The following is a 19,533-nucleotide window of genomic DNA, read 5'->3' as shown; positions in this document are numbered from 1 at the left end:
CTCACACCCCCGACAGTTGCAACGGCAGTTCCCGCAGACGCTGCCCGGTCAGGGCAAACACCGCGTTCGCCACTGCCGGCGCCACGGGCGGCACACCGACCTCGCCGATGCCGCCGGGTTTGTCGCTGCTGGGGACGATATGCACCTCGACCACCGGCATCTCGTTCAGGCGCAGAACCTGATAGTCGTGATAATTGGACTGTTCCACCTGACCGTTCTTGAACGTCAGTTTGCTGTGCAAGGTAAATCCGAGACCGAAGGTGATGCCCGATTCCATCTGCGCGGCGATCCCCTGCGGGTTGACCGCAATGCCGCAATCCACCGCACAGACCACCCGGTGCACGCGAATCGCCAAGTTATCCTGCGACACCTCGGCCACCTGGGCGACATAACTGCCGAAGGACTCATGCACCGCCACGCCCAATGCGTGGCCGTCCGGCAAGGGTGCTTTCCAGTTGGCTTTCTCCACCGCCAGATTCAGCACGCCCAAATGCCGTGGATGCGCCTTGAGCAAGGCGCGTCGATATTCCACCGGATCCTTGCCCGCCGCGTCGGCCAGCTCATCGATCAACGATTCCATGACAAATGCCGTGTGGGTGTGCCCCACCGAACGCAGCCACAGCACGCTAATGCCGGTTTGCGGTGAATGCAGTTCGACCTGATGATTGGCCAGCCCCTCAAGATAAGGGCTGTCTGCCACGCCTTCGACGGAGGTTTTGTCGACGCCGTCCTTGACCATGGTCGCCGCGAACGAGGTGCCCGTCAGGATCGACTGCCCGACCAGTACATGCTTCCAGGCCATTGGCATTCCGTCGGCACTCAGCCCAATGCGTGCCTGATGCAGGAATGCCGAACGGTAGTAACCGCCGCGAATGTCATCCTCTCGGGCCCAAACAGTTTTCACCGGCCCGCCCGCTGCCTTGGCGACGTACACGGCTTCGCTGACAAAATCCGAGGTCGGATTGGCCCGACGCCCGAAGCCGCCGCCGAGGAATTGGGTGTGGATCTCGACCTGTTCGGGTTTGAGCCCGGTGATCTTCCCCGCGATCATCTGATCCAGCGTCTGAAACTGCGTGCCGGTCCAGATTTCGCATTTATCCTTGGAGATTTTCACCGTGCAATTGAGCGGTTCCATCGGCGCGTGAGCCAGGTACGGCACGCTGTATTCGGCCTCAATCGTCTTCGCTGCTTTGCCCAGCGTCGCTGCCGTATCTCCAGCCTGACTGGCGGAAGTGCCGGGGGTGGCGGCGAGCTTACGAAAGCTTTCCAACAACTGTTGACTGTCGAGCCCGGCGTTCGGCCCCAGGTCCCATTCGACCTTCAGCGCATCGCGCCCCAGCTTCGCCGCCCAATAATGATCGGCAATCACCGCGACACCCGTGGGCACCTGCACCACTTTGTGCACGCCCGGCACCGCCAGTGCCTCGGCGCCTTCGAAGGATTTGACGCTGCCACCGAACACCGGCGGGCGAGCGACCATCGCCGTCATCAGCCCATCGAATTGCACGTCCATGCCGAACTTCGCCTGTCCGTTGATTTTCTCCGGGGTGTCGAGGCGCTTGGTGGGTTTGCCGATGACCTTCCAGTCCTTGGCTTCCTTGAACTTGATCGAGGCCGGATCAGGCACCGGCAGCTTGCCGGCGTCATCCGCGAGTTCGCCGTAAGTGGCGCGTTTGTCGCCGGCGATGACCACGCCCGATTCGGTGCGGATCTGCGAAGGCGCCACATCGAATCGCTTGGCCGCCGCCTCAATCAGCATCAAGCGCGCCGCCGCCCCGGCCTGGCGATAGCGGTCGAACTCCATCCAGGTCGACGTCGAACCGCCGGTAATCTGCATCCCGCCAAACCCCGGCAGGCCATAATCGGCCGCCGAAGCCGGCCCATGTTCGACGCGGATTTTCGACCAGTCGGCGTCCAGCTCTTCGGCGATCAACATGGTCAGGCCGGTCCAGATGCCCTGGCCCATTTCCGAATGGCCGAGCAGCACGGTGATGCTGTTGTCATTGCCAATGCGTAAAAAGGCATTGGGGGCGAAGACGTTTCCTTGATTCTCGGCGCCCAAGGCAAAGCGATTGGCACCCGGAATGACAAACGCCACCACCAGACCACCGCCCAACACTGCACTGCCCTTGAGAAAATCGCGACGCGAGACAGGGTTGATTCTGTTCATGGGTCAGCTCCCTTCGACGTGGTATCAACCGATCTCGGCGGCGCGTTTGACCGCGGCGCGGATTCTTGGGTAGGTGCCGCAGCGGCAGATGTTGCCGGACAGCGCCTGGTCGATGTCACTGTCGGTGGGCTTGGGGATCTTCGCCAGCAACGCGGCCGCCGACATGATCTGCCCCGACTGGCAATAACCGCACTGCACCACGTCGAGTTCGGCCCAGGCTTGCTGGACCGGGTGCGAGCCATCGGCGGACAAGCCTTCGATGGTGAGAATCTTCTGCCCGTGAGCCACCGCCGTGGCGGGTGTGATGCAGGAGCGCAGCGGCGCGCCGTCGACGTGTACGGTGCAGGCGCCACACTGGGCCATGCCGCAACCGAATTTGGTGCCCGTCAGGTGCGCGACATCGCGCAGAACCCAGAGTAACGGCATGTCCGCCGGGACATCCAGTTCCTGGTCCTTGCCATTGATATTAAGGGTCAGCATTGCGGGTTTCCTCAGACTCACGGTGTTCTGAAGGGGCGCCTCTGCCGCGGCGCCATCATTTTTGTGCAGGAGCGAGCGGTGCGGCGATCCGACTTTGCCCGCGAAGAACGATAACGCGGTGTGACAGCAATGACGCCTTCGCGAGCAAGCTTCGCTCCTACAAGCTCGGCGGGTTACGCGCGCCTCCCTACAGCTAAGCGCAATTTGACCCACAAGCCATGTTCATCGACCACCGGTCACTGCCAATTCTCACGACTTGTCGATCTATGGCACAACCGGACCACCACAGGCTGACTACGCTGATAATCCAGAGTGATTAACCCGCAGAGGAGCACCGCCATGCACCGCGTTCAAAAACTCACGCCTTGCCTGTGGTTCGACGATCAGGCCGAGGAAGCCGCGAAGTTTTACTGCGCAATCTTCGATCATTCAAAAATCGCCGGCATCACCCATTACGGCAAGGCCGGTCAGGAAATCCATGGCCGCCCGGAAGGTTCGGTGATGACCGTCAGTTTCGAGCTCGATGGGCAGAGCTTCACGGGCCTTAACGGTGGCCCGGTGTTCAAGTTCAATGAGGCGATCTCATTCCAGGTCAATTGCCACACTCAGGAAGAAGTCGACCACTTCTGGGGGCGCCTGTCTGCGGACGGTCCCGTTGAAGCCCAGCAATGCGGCTGGCTCAAGGATAAATTCGGCGTGTCGTGGCAGGTCGTGCCGGTGGTTCTGATGGACATGATGAAAGACCCCGACACAGCCAAGTCCCAGCGCGCCATGGCAGCGATGCTGCAAATGAAAAAACTCGACATCGCCACGCTGCAACGAGCCTTTGACGGCGAGAGCTAATACACTCCAAAGCTAAACCGCCGAGGACACCGAGATGAAGCACAGCGTCGCCAAAGATGCAGACAAAGCCCCACGCTTCTGGCGCGACGACGCCCTGCCCTTCATCGAAGCCCGCTCCATCGCCGACGGTCGCGAGGTCTGCTACAGCCGGCATTCCCACGCGCATTTTTCTATTGGGGCGATCACCGCCGGGCACAGCACCTATATCCACGAGCAATCGGAGTTTCAGGTCAGCGCCGGCACCGTGGTGCTGATGAACCCCGGCGATGTGCATGCCTGCAATCCGATCGACGACCAGCCGTGGTCGTACCTGATGCTGTACGTCGAGACGCCCTGGCTGACCGATTTGCAGCATCAGCTCGGCTTCAGCCAGGACTCGGCGTTTCGTCGGTTCTCCACCACCCACAATCGTGACCTCGAGCTGTTTACCGGCCTGAAGAGTTTGTACGAGATATTGGTCGATCAGCAGCAAGACGTGCTGTACAAGCACAGCGCGTCGGTGGAGTTTTTCACCGAGGTGCAACAGCGGCTCAACCCCATCGATCAACCGTTGCGCGAACCCAATTTCAAGCTGGAACGCGCCGCCGACTACATCCGCGACAACTGCACGCACCCGCTCAAGCTCGAAGACATTTGCGAGGCGGCCCAACTGTCGCCGTCCTACCTGATCCGCGCGTTCAAGCAGCATTACGGCATGACGCCCCATGCGTTCCTGGTCAACCGACGCATCCAGTTCGCCCAGGATCGATTGCGCAGCGGCAAACTGATCGCCGATGTGGCGCTGGAGGCCGGGTTTGCTGATCAGGCGCATTTTCAGCGTGCGTTCAAACAACATCTGGCGGCGACACCGGGGCAGTATCGCGGTTAACTCTAGCGACCCAAATCCCTGTGGGAGCGGGCTTGCCCGCGATAGCGGTAGTCCATTCGACATCATTGTTGGCCGACCAGACGCCATCGCGGGCAAGCCCGCTCCCACAGGGAAAACTTTGGCAATAAGAGTGGTGCCGGGAACCACCATCGCAAACCTACGGCAACAGCAAATACCCCGCACTCACTGCCAGCAGCAACGCCATAACCCGATTGAACAGGCGCATCCCCGCCGGGTTGCTCAGATAGCCGCGTAAGAACGTCCCGGCATATGCCCAGCAACCCACCGACAAGTAGCAAATCACCAGATACACCGCCGCAAACTGCCACACCAGCCGCGCTTCGCCATCGGCGACAAACGCGCCCATCCCCGCCACGCAGGCGAGCCAGGCTTTCGGGTTGAGCCATTGCATGACCGCGCCATAGAGCATCGACGGCGCCCGTCCCGACTCCTTGGCATCGAGCTGACCGTTATCAGTGGCCAATTTGAAAGCCATGAACAACAGAAACGCCACGCCGGCCCACTGCACCACCCGCGTCAGCACCGGCCAATGCTGCAACACCTCATGCAATCCCAGCCCCATCAACACCAACAACAGCACGAAACCCAAAGTCGCCCCGGCCACATGCCGCTGACTGGCGCGAAAGCCGAACTGCGCGCCAGAGCTCAACGCCACGATGTTCACCGGTCCAGGGGTAATGGAAGCCGCCAGCGCAAACGCGGCCATGGAAAGAATCAGACTCATCGCACACCTACTTCAATTCAGTTGAACCAGGCTTCACGGTAAAGAGCCGCCTGAACGCCGTATTGAAGAAAACTCCCCTCTGCGTTATTGCAAGCCTGTCGGGGCCTATACTTCAAGAGTCGGCACACTCGAAGCGGCATGCAATCGTGTTGGATGTAGGGGGTATCGCGTCGAGTGATCGTTCACGCAGGCCCCAGCCTGCCTTCATCGTAGGGAGGAGAAGATCATGGCGCGTAAATACATCGACTGCCGCGAGTTTCCAAGCGATTCCAAATGCTCGGTCGCGCTGTCCGCAGACTCTGAAAACGAACTGCTCGAGGCCGCTGCACAGCATGCGGTCAGTGTTCACAAGCACACCGATTCACCGGAACTGCGTGCTCAACTGAAGACAATGTTTCACGACGGCACCCCGCCAGTTGAAGCACCGCGTCCCGCTTGATAAGGAGATCCCTGTAGGAGCTGCCGCAGGCTGCTCCTATGGGGGATTTGGGGTGTATGGGAGCGCTTGTTTGATATCAGATCTCGTTGCCCAGCGCTTGCTCAACGTTCACTTGGGCGCTTCAGAAAGCTCGTTGGCTTGATGGGTTCTTTTCTGCCAACTCTGCCTGGCAATCGTAGTCTGCCCCCTGTTTTTCCTTTCGGCCAAAAGTGGCCGATGGTCGTTGCATTTCGCTTGTCGCCGGCATTTGGCTAAGCTGAATAAACCGGGACGAACTGAAACCTTAGTAATGGCGGCCATCAACGGATCTGGATTGGCATCAAGACGGTAACTCCCAAAGGAGACGACCATGTATGCAGTTATAAGAACCTACTTGGGTACTGGTGCAAAGCAGCTTTTCGATCTTTTAGAACAGCGCAAGGCCGACGTCGAAGCTACCCTGCGGACAGTGCCTGGCCTGGTAAGCTACACACTGCTGAATACGGGTGATGGCGGTACGTCGGTGACTGTTTGCACGGACAAGGCCGGCAGCGATGCGAGCTTGAAAGTCGCACGCGACTGGATTCAGAAAAATGCCTCCAATATCCAGGCGAACCCGCCGATCGTGACGGAAGGTCCGGTCATTGTGCAGATCCAATAGCGCGTCTTTCCAGTTGATCCTACATTAGAAGGGACAGGCGACGATTTAAGGCAAATGCCGAGCAATCGTGGTCTGTCCCCTGTTTTTCTTTCAATCTTCAAAGCCCCCTGAACCGCTCAGGACAGGCCGCTCACGACCGGTTGAATCTACTGCCGCAGCCGATAAAACCTCGATAGGTTCACTCAAGGGTGTACTATCAAGCCCTGTCCATCAGATATCAGTTAGCCATGTCCACGCTAAGCGAAGAGAGCCGTCAGATCCTAGCTTCTCTGACGCACCGCGTTGGCCCCAACGCTGACATTGCAACAACTGCACAAGCGATCACTTCAATATTGCAGAATATGGACACTGCCCTCACGCCCATCATTGGCCAGCAAGGGGTTGCCGCGCTTTATCGCCGCAGCCTTCATCTGTGCGCCGCCAATCATCCTCGCCTGGCCGGCACATATGACAGTGTGCAGGCCTCCCTGGATCTGACGGCCCTCAAGTCCGTACTCGTGGAACAAAGCGAAGCCGATGCGTTGTTTTTCGGTGAAGTATTGCTGACCACCTTCTACGAGCTGCTGACCACGCTGATCGGGCCCTCGCTCACCGCACGTTTGCTTCGTGGTGTGTGGGAACCTTCTTTGAGCGACACCCCTTCGCAGGAAAATTCGCCATGAGCACCAAAGTGACTATCAACCGTCTGGCCACCGGTGTGCCAGGACTGGACGAGGTGCTGGGCGGAGGATTGCCGGAGTTTTCGTTCAACCTGATCGCAGGCCCACCAGGTTGCGGCAAAACCACCCTCGCGCACCAGATGATGTTTGCCCTGGCGACGCCCGAACGTCCGGCGCTGTTCTTCACCGTACTGGGCGAGCCGCCGCTGAAGATGCTGCGTTATCAGCAGCAATTCGACTTTTTCGACAACGAAGCGATTAACCAGTCGATTCGCTACGTCAACCTGGCCGATGACACCCTGGCCGGTAATCTGGACGAAGTGTTGCGGCGCATCGTCAGCGAGGTCGAGGCGCACTCTCCGGCGCTGGTGTTCGTCGACTCCTTTCGTTCTGTAGTGCTGGCGAGTCAGACCCAGGACAACCCGAACAACAACCTGCCACAGTTCGTTCAGCAACTGGGCATGTTGATGACCACCTGGCAGGCGACGACTTTCCTGATCGGCGAGTATTTCACCGAAACCGATACCAACCCGATTTTCACCGTGGCCGATGGCCTGATCTGGCTGCGCCAGAGCGTTCAGCGCAACTCCATGGTGCGCAAGATGGAAATCATGAAGATGCGTGGCCAGCCGACACTGCCAGGGCTGCATACCTTCCGCATCGCGACGTCGGGGATCAAGGTCTTTGCGCCAGCGGCACCCAACCCGGCTGAAGCGCCGTTGGAGTTCCCCATCAAGCGCCTGAAAATGGGCGTTGCTCAGCTCGACGAGATGCTCGGCGGCGGCCTGCCTCGGGGCTATTCCTTGCTGGTAGCCGGGCCGTCGGGCTCGGGCAAAAGCATTCTGGCGGCGAGCTTCCTGGCCGAGGGCGCGCGCAATGGCGAAACCGGGGTGATCGCGGTGTTCGAACAACGGCCCAATCACTCTCAAAACACCACCCTCGCGGATCTGATCCAGAGCGGACAGGTCGGTCTGGTGGACAGCCGAGCTCCGGACCTGTCCATCGACGAGATCGTGCAGTTGCTGTTGAGCGAGATCACCCGGCTGAAAGCCACCCGCGTAGTGATCGACTCACTGTCGGGCTTCGAACTGGCGCTGGCGCCGACCTTCCGCGAGGACTTCCGCGAATCACTGTCGCGCATGGTCACTTCGCTGACCAGCGCCGGAGTCAGTGTACTCATGACCTCGGAGCTGGAAGACCGCTACACCGACCTGCGTTTCAGCCCTTACGGTACGGCGTTTCTCACCGACGCAATCATCGTTCAGCGCTATATTGAAGTGCAGAGTCGCTTGTTGCGCATCATGGCCGTGGTCAAGGTCCGGGCCAGCACTCACTCCGATGAACTGCGCCTGTACCGCATCGACGACAACGGTTTACAGATCGGCGAGATGTTGCCGGAACAGGAAGGTTTACTCGGTGGGCGGCCAACCCGGCAGCGTTTCAACAAGACAACGGATGAGCAAAAATAATGGATGACGCCGATGGCAAGAACGAGCAAGCGAAGGCCACTGCCGCTCGCGAACTGTTCTTGCTCGGCCAAAAAACCGTCGAGGCGCGCGCGGTGTTGTCGGCACTGAAAAAGGAGCTGAGTAATGCCAACACCCAGCTCGCCGATAACCAGCAGATCGAGCAACTGATCGAAGCCAATCAGCAATTAGTCTTGGCGATCCTCTTGGCGCAGTCCGATGCTGCAAAGCCAAAACGCACGCAGGAAGAACAACGCCTGTTTCTAGAGATGCGCGAGGCCAACGAGCAATTGGTGATCGCCGCCCTTAGCGCGCAACATTTGCAAGCCTCCGCCGAACAAACGTTGACGCAACAACGCAACGCCCTCGCCCAGATAGCCCACGAGCTGCGCAACCCGCTGACGCCCATCAGCATGATCGCCGGGCGCCTGGTGCGAGTGCCCAGTGAAGAACTGCCGCGTATGCAGAGGTTAATCGAAGGTCAGGTACAGCACATGTCTCGATTGGTGGAAGACTTGCTCGATGTGTCCAGGGCCAGCACCGGCAAGTTTCACCTCAATTGCCGCATCGTGGACATGGCGCAAATCATCCAGGAGGCCATCGATGTGTGTAGCCCGGTAATGGCGGCTCACCATTTGCATTTCACGGCCAAGTTGCCCGAAGGTGCGCTGGTGGTGAACGGTGACCCAGTGCGGCTCACTCAGATCCTCGGCAATCTGCTGGGCAATGCGGCCAAATATACACAGGTAGATGGTACGGTCACGCTTTCGGTGACCACTGAAGCCGATCTGCTGCGAATGAGTATTTGCGATAACGGCATCGGTATTTCTGCCACGGCGCTGCCGTTTATCTTCGAGTCCTTTGTCCAGGATGCTCACGCGGTCGGCTTCAACGGCGCAGGCCTGGGCATAGGTCTGACGGTAGTGCGTGAGTTGGTTCAAGCCCACGGTGGCAGCGTGACCGGCAAAAGCGAGGGTAATGGCAAGGGAAGCGAGTTCGTGGTGACGTTACCGTTGGCGAGCCATTGACGCCTCTTTGATGTTAGTTGGTCGAAAACGGCCATTCGTATTCAAAAACGGCCTTAACCAAGGCCGTTTTTTTAGGGGACACCCATTAGCCAACGCAAGGTGTACGGCGATTAGCATCCACCGCTGTATGGGTCAAGCCCCTCGTCACTCATGATAAAAATACGGCTCTCGTTACTGGAGACGTCGTTATGGACCTCGCTACCCTCTCGCTATTTCTGCCGGCCTGCTTCGCCCTGAACATGGCCCCCGGCCCGAACAACCTATTGTCGGTCAGCAACGCCACTCGCTATGGCTATCGTCGCGCCTGCGTGGCCGGCGTCGGTCGCTTGCTGGCGTTTGCCGGAATGATCGCCTTGGCCGCCGCCGGATTGTCGGTGGTGCTGCAAACCTCGGAATGGCTGTTCTACGCGATCAAGATCATCGGCGCCGCCTACCTGTTGTACCTGGCTTGGCAATTGTGGCGTGCCAATCCCGAGGCCGACCAGCTTGTGACCGGCGCGCCAGTTGGAATTGTCGCTCTGGCGCGGCAGGAGTTCCTGGTAGCCGCAGGCAATCCCAAAGCTATCTTGCTATTCACCGCATTCCTGCCGCAGTTCGTCGACCCGACCCAGCCGGTAGCCGCGCAATTCATGGTGCTCGGCACGTTGTTCCTGCTGCTGGAGTGGATCGCCATCAGCGCCTACGCCTACATGGGCCTGCACATGCGCCGCTGGTTCGCCGAGCCACGGGGCAAGCGGATATTCAACCGTTGCTGCGCGGGGTTGTTGTCGGCAGCGGCTTCGATGCTGTTGATGGCGAAACGGGCCTGATCTTTACCCTTGGGACGGCCCTTTCAGTTCGACCTGGTTGCCGTCCGGATCGAAGCAATAGATCGACAACCCGTGGCCTTCGGCACCGAAACGCACGGCGGCTTTCTCGGGCGTCAGGCCGAAGGACTGCAAGTGACTGACCAGCGCTTGCTCGTCGAACGGTTCAATGCGCAGGCAGAAGTGATCGACGTTGCGCCGTTCGTGGCCAGCGCCAGCACCGCCCTTGCGGCCGAGTTCGCCCTGGATGTCGACGAGGTCGATCATCGAGGTGCCTGCACGCAAATGCACCATGCCCAGATCGTCGCGGCGCTTGACCAGTTCGGCGCCGAATACCTCGCCGTAAAAAGTGGTGCTTCGTTCGAGATCCTTGACGCGCAGGACGATGTGATCGATGTGTTTGATCGTGAACGGTTGCATTGGGATGGATTCCTGTAAATATCGTTTACAGCATTACCGGTGACCCGATGACTGTAGCTCAGGGCCACAAAAATTCACTGTCGATTTTCCGGTGGAGACGCCGGGCGACGCGGCATATGCTCAGCCCATGAACCTACAAAACGCTGTGCTCCCGCCCCACGCCGAGATGGTTCGCGCCATGCTCGAACGCGACACCGCCTACGAGGGGGTGTTCTTTACCGCGGTCAAAACCACTGGCATTTTCTGCCGCCCCGGCTGTACGGCGCGTAAACCGAAGCCGGAAAACGTCGAGTTCTTCGCCCATGCCGATGAGGCGATGTCGGCAGGCTATCGTGCTTGCCTGCGTTGCAAGCCGCTGGACGCCGCGGCCATCGCGCCGGACTGGGTGCAGCGGCTGCTCAAATCCGTGGACGCCGATCCCGACTTGCGCTGGAGCGATGCCCAGTTGCTCGCCGAAGGCATCGAGCCGCTGAAACTGCGCCGCTGGTTCAAGCAGCATTTCGGCATGACCTTTCACGCCTGGCTGCGCAGCCGGCGCTTGGGCATCGCCCTCGGTGGCATCAAACAAGGCGAATCCATCGACAACGCCGCGTTCGACTCCGGCTACGAATCCCTGAGCGGTTTTCGCGATGCGTTTCAAAAGTCGTTCCATATCACGCCCGGCCGCGCCGCCCACAGCGAGCCACTGCTGTTCACCCGGCTGACCACCCCGCTGGGGCCGATGATCGCCATGGCCGAACAGCGTGGGCTGGTGCTGCTGGAGTTTCTCGATCGACCGGCACTGACCAAGGAAATCGAAGAATTGCAAAACCGTTATGGCTACGCCGTGGCACCTGGACACAACGGGCATTTGCAGCAAATCGAAGAAGAACTGGCGCAATACTTTGCCGGCAAACGGACCGAATTCAACGTGCCACTGCACCTGCCCGGCAGCGCTTTCGCCCGGCAGGTGTGGGCCGAGCTGATGAAAATCCCCTACGGCCAGACCACTACTTATGGCGCCATCGCCGCTCAACTCGGCAAGCCCGGCGCCAGTCGCGCCGTGGGCCTGGCCAACGGACAAAACCGCTTGGCGATTATCCTGCCCTGTCACCGGGTGATCGGTGCGGACGGCTCGCTGACCGGCTATGGTGGAGGACAACCGCGCAAGGCGTTTCTGCTCAGGCTGGAAAGCGCCGCGGTGCAAATCACTGAACAACTCGCATTCTGATCACTCCGCCATTTCTTTTCAGAAAGTCATAAGGAAGGACATTCGATGGACACACTCGACAATCAATTCCACCAATTGCACCAGAGCGGCCTGCTGATTCTGACCAACGTTGCCGATGCCACCGGGGCGCGACTGGTGGAACAGCTGGGCAGCAAGGCCGTCGCCACCAGCAGCGCGGCGGTGGCTTGGGTTCATGGTTATCCGGATGGCAACACCTTGCCGCTTGAGCGTCTCGTTTGCACCGTCGAATCCATCGCCCGAGTCATCACGGTGCCGTTGACTGTGGACATTGAGGCCGGTTATTCCGATGACCTGGGTCGGGTCGCGGAAGTGATCGACGCCGTCATCGCCGCCGGTGCCGTGGGGATCAATATCGAGGACGGCGTGTCGTCGCCCGAACTGCTGGCCCGCAAGATCGAAATCGCTCGCCAGGTCGCCGATCGCCGGGACGTGAAGCTATTCATCAACGCCCGCACCGACGTGTATCTCAAGGGCTTGGTACCGGCCGAAGATCGCGTCGCAGAGACACTCAAACGGGCCGCGTTGTATCAGGCCGCCGGTGCCGACGGGCTGTTCGCGGCGGGCGTCACGGCGGCCTATGAGATCGAAGCGTTGTGCCATGGCACGACGCTGCCGGTGAACGTACTAGGTGTCGCGGGCCTGCCTTCGCCTGAAGAGCTGCAAGCCCTCGGCGTGCGCCGTTTGAGCGCCGGCTCGAGCATCGCCGAATTCCTTTACGGCGCCATGGCATCGTTGGCGAAAAGCTTTCTGGAAACCGGAAAACTCGATAGCAGCGACCTCAAGGCCTTCACTTATGGCCAAGTGAACGCCCTGCTGGCCCCCGCCGGCAAAGTTTGACCGCAAGCAATGGAGTGCGGCGCTACGGGGGGGCAGCTAATCTCCCCGCAGTCACCCGCGCTTCAGGATGCTCCATGCCCGACACCTATCAACTGGCCAGCGAATTTCTCTCGGCCGTCGACGCCGACTGGCAACGCCACATCAGCGCCGTCGGCCCCTGCCTGCATCAGCCCCATGCCGCCCGCGATCCTTATGAGTCGCTGGTGCGAGCGATTGCCTATCAGCAACTGCATGCAAAGGCCGGCGATGCGATTGTTGGCCGGCTGCTGGCGTTGTTTCCGGCGAGCACCTTCCCCAGGCCTGAGCAGATTCTGGCGACAGACTTCGAGCAACTGCGCGGTTGCGGGTTTTCCGCCAGCAAGATCGCGACCATTCAGGGTATCGCTCAGGCGGCTCTGGACGGCATCGTTCCGGATTACGCCACGGCCCTGGCCATGGACGATGAAGCGTTGATCGAGCGCTTGATTACCTTGCGTGGCGTCGGGCGCTGGACGGTTGAAATGCTGCTGATCTACAGCCTGGAGCGGGCGGACATTTTGCCGGCCGATGACTTTGGGGTGCGCGAAGGTTATCGACGGCTGAAGGGGTTGGAGGTCCAACCGACTCGCAAGCAAATGATTGAAATCGGGTTGGCGTGGCGCCCTTATCGGACGGTGGCGGCATGGTACTTGTGGCGGGTGCCCAGCCGGTAGACCGCGTTATCGTTCATCGCGGGCTTGCCCGAGAAGGCGCCCGCACATCCAACATAAATCCAACGGTCCAGGAACACTGACAGTCTAGGCTGTCTTGAGCCATCCCAAGATCCAACGGAGGTTCCCATGCAGCTCGAAGGCTCCTGCCATTGCGGCGCAGTGTCGTTCAGCCTGACCAGCACCCACCCCTACCCTTATCAACGCTGCTATTGCTCGATCTGTCGCAAAACCCAGGGCGGTGGCGGTTATGCGATCAACATCGCTGGCGATGCCGCCAGCCTCAAGGTGCACGGTCGCAAGCACATCTCGATTTACCATGCGCGGCTCAAGGACGAAGGTGATAAACGCGCCCGCCGCAGCACCGCCGAGCGGCATTTCTGTTCCGTTTGCGGCTCGGGATTATGGGTGTTCAGTCCTGAATGGCCGGACCTTGTTCACCCCTTCGCCTCGGTCATCGACACGGCGCTGCCGGTGCCACCCGAGCACACGCACGTGATGCTCGGTTCGAAAGCATCGTGGGTGGAAATCCAGACACAGCCCGCTGATCGACAGTGCGATGTCTGGCCCGAAGAGTCCATCGCCCAATGGCATGAGCGCCTGGGTTTGAGCCGCTAAGCCATTCACAGTCTTTGACAGTTTCCCGACAAAGCTGTCAAAGATTGCTGGCCGGCACCCGCATAGCATGGGGCGCATCCAACTTCCCTTCGGGTGTTCCCATGTTCCGTTCGTTGTATCTGTCGTTGACTTCATGCTGCCTGCTTATCTCTTCCGACTCATTGCACGCCGAAGACTGGCGCTACAGCCTGCGCGCCGGTGCCGCCAGCGTGCCGCGTTATAGCGGTAGTGATGAACGCGTAGTCGCACCGCTGTTGGGGGCAAAGATCATCAGCCCTTATGGAGTTTTTCTCGATACTCAAAAAGGTCTGGGCTGGGCGTTTGATGAAGACGATTTCGGCCTGAGCGTGTACATCGGCGCCAGTGATGTGCGCAAGGATCGCAAGAGCGGATTCAAAGGCTCGGATGAGCTCGACGGCATGGGCTCGATCAAGTCGCGCCCACTGCTGGGGCTGGACGGGACCTATAACATGGGGCCGATCATCCTCGGCGCGACCTTCGAACATGCACTGGAAAAAGACGATGACGATCACGACACCGGCTCGGCCTGGAACCGGCTGAAGCTGAGCATCAGCACACCGTTTTATGAAGGTGACTACGGCAAGCTCGTGGGCAGCCTCAACAGTCAGTTCGGCGACAGCAATTACGTGCGCACCTGGTATGGCGTCAGCGCGGCTCAGGCTTCACGTAGTCAGTTCCGGGCTCATGACACTCATGGCGGGCTGGTGAGTCGAGGTGCGGATTTGACGTGGTCGTTGCCGATCGATGATCAGTGGAGTTTGTCGACGGTGCTGGCCGTTCAGTACTTGGCCAATGATGCGGCGGACAGCCCGATTGTGGCGCGACGGATGCAGACGTCGTTGGCTGGGCAGATGGTGTACTCGTTCTAGGATCGTTCCCACGCTCTGCGTGGGAATGCAGCCCGGGACGCTCCGCGTCCCAAGAGCGGACGCAGAGCGTCTGTTGAGGCATTCCCACGCAGAGCGTGGGAACGATCAACGATCTGGTAGGCGCGAGGCTTGCCCGCGAAGGCGTCCGCAAGAACGCCACAGCTAATCAGCATGCGCCCAAGTCATGCGAAACGACGCCCCGCCCCACGGCGAGTCCGCCACTTCCACTTGCCCGCCATGGGATTGCGACACCCGTCGCACCAGCGCCAGGCCTAGGCCGAAACCACCGGTGCGACGGTCGCGGCTGGCGTCCAGGCGCGAGAACGGTTCGAAGATTTTCTCCCGCCCGTCCAGCGGCACGCCCGGCCCGTCATCGTTGACCCGCACTTCGTAATGATCGCCGGTGCGCACCAACGACACTTCCACCCGCTCGTCGGCGTAGCGAATGGCATTGCGCAGCAAATTGATCACCGCGCGGGCCATGAAACGCGGTTCGATGCGAACCTCGTCGACCTGACATTCAACAATCAACAGCTGCACCCCGGCAGCCTCAGCCTCCAGCGCCACGCTGCCAACCACGCTGTCGAGCCAGTGGCTGGCCTGAATGTTCTCCCGCGTGATCACCGTGGCGCCGCGCTCAAGGCTGGCGTACGTCAGCAACTCGGAAACCATCTCTTCCAGCTCGCCGAGGTCGGCGTACATGTCGGCAATCAGTTCGCGATTCCGGGTCGCATCGGGTTGTTGCTTGAGCTGATCGAGTTCGAACGATAACCGCGCAATCGGCGTGCGCAGTTCATGGGACACCGCGTTGGTCAGCTCGCGCTGATTGGCGATCAAGCCTTCGATGCGCGCCGCCATCAGGTTGAAGTGTTCGGCCAGGTCGCGAATATTCGAACGCCTGGACAGCTGGATGCGCGATGACAAATCGTTATCGCCAAAGCGTTCGGCGGCCAGGCGCAGTTTCTCCAGATCGCGCCAGTGCGGGCGCACCCAGAATAACAACACGAAACCGATCATCACCGCGATCATCAGATAGGCCGCGGCAATGTAGAACGGCATCAAACTCGGCTCGGCCGGCAGCATGATGCTGAGCAGCTGCGAACCGTCGTCGATGCGCGAGATGAATTGCGTGTACGTGTCGCGAATCACCAACAGGCCCTGGGCCAACTCGGCTGTCTCCTGATCGGTCAGGGACAGTTGATCGGCCTCGACCAGGGTCAGGCCCAAGCCGTAATGGGGGCGCACGGTTTCCAGTTGTCGCTCCCGGGCCGAACTGTCCAGGCCGCGCAACTGCTCGACCAGCGACCAGGCCTGGCCACGCACCGCCTCTCGGTTGTAGCTCTGCATCTGACCGTCGAGAAGCGCATCGAACGTGCGTTCGACGGTTTGCAGGCCCAGTACCAGGCCAACCGTCATCACCAGAAACAGCCCGAGAAATAACCGCAGCATTTACAGCTCCCACGCAAACGGATTGAACAGGTAACCCTTGCCCCAGATGGTCTTGATGCACACCGGCTCACGCGGGTTGTCCTTGAGCTTGCCGCGCAATTTGCTGATGTAGACGTCGACGCTGCGATTGAGGCCGTCGAAGGCAATACCGCGCATGCGGTTGAGGATATCGTCACGGGATAGAGTGTTGCCGGCGGCGCTGGCCAGCAACCACAGCAGTTCGAATTCCATGGTAGTGAGTTCGATGCCCTCGCCCGCCAGGCGCACTTCGCGACAACTGCGGTCGATGCTCAGATGGCCGAATTCCAGCGAACTGCACACGCTGCTGTCTGGCATCTGACGGCGTTGCAAGGCGCGCAAACGCGCCAACAGCACCGGTGGTTTGATGGGTTTGATCACGTAGTCGTCGGCACCGGATTCCAGGCCGAGGATGTGATCGAGATCGTCTTCCTTGGCGGTGAGGATGACAATCGGCGTGTCGGAGACGCTGCGAATTTCGCGGCACACGTGCAGGCCGCTCTGCCCCGGCAGCATCAGGTCGAGCACCACGATTTTCGGTTTGAAGTCGAGGAAAGCGGCCAACGCGAGATCACCGCGGTGCACCTGCCGGACCTCGAAGCCGTGTTGGGACAGGAAATGCGCGATCAGCCCGGCAAGCTTTTCGTCGTCTTCCACCAGCAGTACTTTGCCAAAACCCAGGTTATCCATAACGACCGTCTGCCAACCCTTGAGTGAAGTGGCGGGCATTATGGCGTCAATCGCGGGCGGGACGGTTATCACAGGCAGCAAAAACCGGCCACGGGGGCCGGATTTTGGCGATGTTTCATTCTTTTAAGAGTTTTTTACAAACTGGATCAAAAGGCATTTGTAGGAGCACGGCTTGCCGGCGAAAACGTCCTTGAGATCGCCTTCGCGGGCAAGCCTCGCTCCTACAAGGTTATGCGGCGGCTGGGACACCACTGTGAAAGCGGAACTCCACATCCGGCGACTCGATCAACGCCTGCTCGGCGTCACGAACCTTGTCGATCACCTGGGCAATGTCCTTGGCGTCACCGTACTGATAGGCCAGTTTCAGGTAACCCTGGAAATGCCGAGCCTCACTTTTCAGCAGACCGAAGTAGAACTTGCCCAGTTCTTCATCCAGATGCGGCACCAACGCCTCGAAACGCTCGCAGCTGCGGGCTTCGATGAAGGCGCCGACCACCAGCGTGTCCACCAGCTTCACCGGTTCGTGGCTACGCACCACTTTGCGCAGCCCCGAGGCGTAGCGCCCGGCGGACAGCTGACGCAGCTCGATCTTGCGCTTTTTCATCAGGCGCATGACCTGCTCGTGGTGCACCAGCTCTTCCCGGGCCAGACGCGACATCAAGTTGATCAGATCGACGTGGGAGTGATATTTGGCAATCAGGCTCAACGCCGTGCTGGCCGCCTTGAATTCGCAGTTTTTGTGGTCGATCAGCAAGGTTTGCTGATCGGCCAGCGCGGCCTGGACCCAGCCATCAGGCGTGCGGCAGCCGAGGAACTCGTGAATTTCGGGAAGGATCATGGGGCTCACGGATAAAAGGTACAGAACGAAGGGCGCCGATTATACCGGGCTGCCGACAGACCACCAGCCGCGACCGTTGATATGCATCAAGTCGCCGAATGCCGACCAGCAACTATAGTTGTCCAACGCAGTGTTTTTTACCTTCCAGGAGATTCCGATCATGCAAGCCATTCGCAGCATTCTGGTGGTCATCGAACCCGAGCATTCGGAGAGTCTGGCGCTCAAACGGGCCAAACTGATCGCTGGCGTGACCCAGGCCCATCTGCATCTGCTGGTCTGCGATAAAAAGCACGATCACAGCGCGATGCTCGGTGTGCTCAAGGCGGCCCTGCTGGAGGACGGTTACAACGTCACCACCGAGCAAGCCTGGAACGAAAGCCTGCATGAAACCATTATCGACGTGCAGCAGGCCGAAGGTTGCGGGCTGGTGGTCAAGCAGCATTTCCCCGACAGCCCACTGAAAAAGGCCCTGCTGACCCCGGCGGACTGGAAGCTGCTGCGCTACTGCCCTACTCCGGTGCTTTTGGTAAAAACCGCCAAGCCCTGGACCGGCGGCGTGATCCTGGCAGCCATTGATGTCGGCAATATCGACGGTGAACACCGTACCTTGCACGCCAGCATCATCGACCATGGCTACGACATTTCCAGCCTGGCCAAGGCCCATTTGCACGTGATCAGTGCCCATCCGTCGCCCATGCTGTCGGCGGCCGACCCGACGTTTCAGCTAAAAGAAACCATCGAGGCCAGTTATCGCGAGCAGTGCAAGGCGTTCCAGGCCGAGTTCGACATCGATGACGACCACTTGCATATCGAGGAAGGTCCGGCGGATGTGTTGATTCCGTACATGGCCCATAAACTGGGGGCATCGGTGACGGTGATCGGCACCGTGGCGCGGACCGGGTTGTCGGGGGCGTTGATCGGTAATACGGCGGAAGCGGTGCTGGATGCGCTGGAGAGCGATGTGCTGGTGCTCAAGCCGGACGACATCATGGATCACCTGGAAGAGATCGTGACCCAGCATTGAGATTTTCGGCGTCAAGTAGATCGCCATCGCGAGCAAACCCGCTCCCACAAGGTCAATGAAAAACCTGTGGGAGCGGGCTTGCTCGCGAAGCTTTTAAGGTTTAACCGCCGAACGCATCCTTGAGAAACCCCGGCGCAATGTAGCGCTGGTAATGCGCCTCAGACAGCAGGAAAAATTCCCGATCAATGGCATCGCGTAATTCCGGCAAGTTCCAGTCACGGAATTCCGGCAGCAGCACCATCCCGTAGGCTTCCAGATTATTGATGACCCGCGCGCCCCGGGCGATCAGCTGATAAGCCCAGCAATATTCCGACTGATGGGGCACAAAGCGGATCTTGCGCTGTTCCAGCTGCAGACGCAGCAACGCAGGATCGAAAATCTCTATCTTGCTGGCCATCACCTGCGACAACAGTTGCTCAAGACGCAGCCACACCGCGCGTTTTTCTTCCTCGTTGTAACCGTTCCAGTGAATCACTTCATGATGGAAACGCTTGCAGCCACGGCACACCAGATCACCGTAAACAGTGGAGCAGAGGCCGACGCAGGGGGTCTTGATGGTCTGATTGGGCATAGGTAGGCAAAACACGGGAAAGCAGAACAGGTCGGCATGTTAGCCCTTTGTCTAACATTCATCACCCCTCAAAATTAAGGGCCTAACTTACCTTTAATTTTTTTTTGCCGTAGA

Annotated in this window: 22 protein-coding genes; 14 read left to right on the top strand and 8 right to left on the bottom strand. The window is 59.6% G+C overall.

The annotated features are described in order from the left end of the window. Position 1: 1 nt before the first annotated feature. Together PSH97_RS12695 and PSH97_RS12690 are read right to left on the bottom strand one after the other, a co-directional pair. The gene (locus tag PSH97_RS12695; RefSeq protein ID WP_305449471.1) at positions 2-2,170 is read right to left on the bottom strand and encodes a xanthine dehydrogenase family protein molybdopterin-binding subunit; all 2,169 of its coding nucleotides are present in this window, start codon (positions 2,168-2,170) and stop codon (positions 2-4) included. Between the two features lie 24 nt (positions 2,171-2,194). Further along, complete coding sequence (locus PSH97_RS12690) at positions 2,195-2,650, bottom strand: (2Fe-2S)-binding protein (RefSeq protein WP_007906916.1); 456 nt, start codon at positions 2,648-2,650, stop codon at positions 2,195-2,197. Positions 2,651-2,989: 339 nt separating this feature from the next. On the opposite strand from PSH97_RS12690, the gene PSH97_RS12685 reads away from it, so the two are divergent. Together PSH97_RS12685 and PSH97_RS12680 are read left to right on the top strand one after the other, a co-directional pair. After that, complete coding sequence (locus PSH97_RS12685; RefSeq protein ID WP_305449470.1) at positions 2,990-3,493, top strand: VOC family protein; 504 nt, start codon at positions 2,990-2,992, stop codon at positions 3,491-3,493. A 34-nt stretch (positions 3,494-3,527) separates the two neighbouring features. Beyond that, on the top strand, positions 3,528-4,361 hold the full coding sequence (locus tag PSH97_RS12680; protein WP_305449469.1) for an AraC family transcriptional regulator: 834 nt from the start codon (positions 3,528-3,530) through the stop codon (positions 4,359-4,361). Between the two features lie 157 nt (positions 4,362-4,518). Here the strand turns inward: PSH97_RS12680 and PSH97_RS12675 are convergent, their stop codons facing one another. Next, positions 4,519-5,106 (bottom strand): LysE family translocator, encoded by a 588-nt coding sequence (locus PSH97_RS12675; RefSeq protein ID WP_305449468.1) that lies wholly within the window; start codon positions 5,104-5,106, stop codon positions 4,519-4,521. Positions 5,107-5,332: 226 nt separating this feature from the next. Between PSH97_RS12675 and PSH97_RS12670 the strand changes: the two genes are divergently transcribed. From PSH97_RS12670 to PSH97_RS12645, 6 genes are all read left to right on the top strand, one after another. Continuing rightward, a complete protein-coding gene (locus PSH97_RS12670) occupies positions 5,333-5,545 on the top strand; it encodes a DUF1059 domain-containing protein (protein WP_008074349.1) in 213 nt (70 codons plus the stop codon). Positions 5,546-5,894: 349 nt separating this feature from the next. After that, positions 5,895-6,185 (top strand): hypothetical protein, encoded by a 291-nt coding sequence (locus PSH97_RS12665; protein ID WP_305449467.1) that lies wholly within the window; start codon positions 5,895-5,897, stop codon positions 6,183-6,185. A 188-nt stretch (positions 6,186-6,373) separates the two neighbouring features. Further along, on the top strand, positions 6,374-6,847 hold the full coding sequence (locus PSH97_RS12660; protein ID WP_305449466.1) for a hypothetical protein: 474 nt from the start codon (positions 6,374-6,376) through the stop codon (positions 6,845-6,847). Continuing rightward, positions 6,844-8,313, top strand: coding sequence for an ATPase domain-containing protein (locus PSH97_RS12655; RefSeq protein WP_305449465.1), 1,470 nt, complete (start codon positions 6,844-6,846; stop codon positions 8,311-8,313). The genes PSH97_RS12660 and PSH97_RS12655 overlap by 4 nt, the downstream gene beginning before the upstream one ends. Continuing rightward, positions 8,313-9,338 carry a sensor histidine kinase gene (locus PSH97_RS12650; RefSeq protein WP_305449464.1) on the top strand — a complete coding sequence of 342 codons (1,026 nt, stop codon included), beginning with the start codon at positions 8,313-8,315 and terminating at the stop codon, positions 9,336-9,338. Before PSH97_RS12655 ends, PSH97_RS12650 begins: the two co-directional genes overlap by 1 nt. 188 nt (positions 9,339-9,526) lie before the next feature. Beyond that, positions 9,527-10,147 (top strand): LysE family translocator, encoded by a 621-nt coding sequence (locus tag PSH97_RS12645; RefSeq protein WP_305449463.1) that lies wholly within the window; start codon positions 9,527-9,529, stop codon positions 10,145-10,147. 3 nt (positions 10,148-10,150) lie between these two features. Here the strand turns inward: PSH97_RS12645 and PSH97_RS12640 are convergent, their stop codons facing one another. Beyond that, a complete protein-coding gene (locus PSH97_RS12640) occupies positions 10,151-10,564 on the bottom strand; it encodes a VOC family protein (RefSeq protein WP_305449462.1) in 414 nt (137 codons plus the stop codon). A gap of 127 nt (positions 10,565-10,691) precedes the next feature. Here PSH97_RS12640 and PSH97_RS12635 point away from each other — a divergent pair, with 127 nt between their 5' ends. The 5 genes from PSH97_RS12635 (at position 10,692) to PSH97_RS12615 (ending at position 14,829) form a co-directional block, all read left to right on the top strand. Then, a complete protein-coding gene (locus tag PSH97_RS12635) occupies positions 10,692-11,774 on the top strand; it encodes a bifunctional transcriptional activator/DNA repair enzyme AdaA (RefSeq protein WP_305449461.1) in 1,083 nt (360 codons plus the stop codon). 45 nt (positions 11,775-11,819) lie between these two features. Then, positions 11,820-12,632, top strand: a complete 813-nt coding sequence (locus tag PSH97_RS12630; RefSeq protein ID WP_305449460.1) for an isocitrate lyase/PEP mutase family protein — start codon at positions 11,820-11,822, stop codon at positions 12,630-12,632. 74 nt (positions 12,633-12,706) lie between these two features. Next, positions 12,707-13,324 (top strand): DNA-3-methyladenine glycosylase family protein, encoded by a 618-nt coding sequence (locus PSH97_RS12625; RefSeq protein ID WP_305449459.1) that lies wholly within the window; start codon positions 12,707-12,709, stop codon positions 13,322-13,324. Between the two features lie 126 nt (positions 13,325-13,450). Continuing rightward, the gene (locus PSH97_RS12620; RefSeq protein ID WP_305449458.1) at positions 13,451-13,939 is read left to right on the top strand and encodes a GFA family protein; all 489 of its coding nucleotides are present in this window, start codon (positions 13,451-13,453) and stop codon (positions 13,937-13,939) included. Between the two features lie 101 nt (positions 13,940-14,040). Beyond that, on the top strand, positions 14,041-14,829 hold the full coding sequence (locus PSH97_RS12615; RefSeq protein WP_305449457.1) for a MipA/OmpV family protein: 789 nt from the start codon (positions 14,041-14,043) through the stop codon (positions 14,827-14,829). Positions 14,830-14,991: 162 nt separating this feature from the next. Here the strand turns inward: PSH97_RS12615 and PSH97_RS12610 are convergent, their stop codons facing one another. The 3 genes from PSH97_RS12610 to miaE form a co-directional block, all read right to left on the bottom strand. Continuing rightward, positions 14,992-16,278 carry an ATP-binding protein gene (locus PSH97_RS12610; protein ID WP_305449456.1) on the bottom strand — a complete coding sequence of 429 codons (1,287 nt, stop codon included), beginning with the start codon at positions 16,276-16,278 and terminating at the stop codon, positions 14,992-14,994. Then, positions 16,279-16,986: a winged helix-turn-helix domain-containing protein gene (locus tag PSH97_RS12605; protein WP_305449788.1), complete on the bottom strand. Its 708-nt coding sequence runs from the start codon at positions 16,984-16,986 to the stop codon at positions 16,279-16,281. Between the two features lie 229 nt (positions 16,987-17,215). Continuing rightward, complete coding sequence (gene miaE, locus PSH97_RS12600; protein WP_305449455.1) at positions 17,216-17,824, bottom strand: tRNA-(ms[2]io[6]A)-hydroxylase; 609 nt, start codon at positions 17,822-17,824, stop codon at positions 17,216-17,218. A gap of 160 nt (positions 17,825-17,984) precedes the next feature. Here miaE and PSH97_RS12595 point away from each other — a divergent pair, with 160 nt between their 5' ends. Next, on the top strand, positions 17,985-18,848 hold the full coding sequence (locus PSH97_RS12595; protein ID WP_305449454.1) for a universal stress protein: 864 nt from the start codon (positions 17,985-17,987) through the stop codon (positions 18,846-18,848). Positions 18,849-18,948: 100 nt separating this feature from the next. On the opposite strand, the gene PSH97_RS12590 is transcribed toward PSH97_RS12595, so the two are convergent. Further along, on the bottom strand, positions 18,949-19,419 hold the full coding sequence (locus PSH97_RS12590) for a DUF1289 domain-containing protein (RefSeq protein ID WP_030130429.1): 471 nt from the start codon (positions 19,417-19,419) through the stop codon (positions 18,949-18,951). Positions 19,420-19,533 lie beyond the last annotated feature (114 nt).

The sequence above is a fragment of the Pseudomonas cucumis genome (assembly GCF_030687935.1).
In the GTDB taxonomy this organism is placed as follows: Bacteria; Pseudomonadota; Gammaproteobacteria; order Pseudomonadales; family Pseudomonadaceae; genus Aquipseudomonas; species Aquipseudomonas cucumis.
Note: the sequence above shows the minus strand (reverse complement) of the source record. Positions and strands in the feature narration are given on the sequence as shown.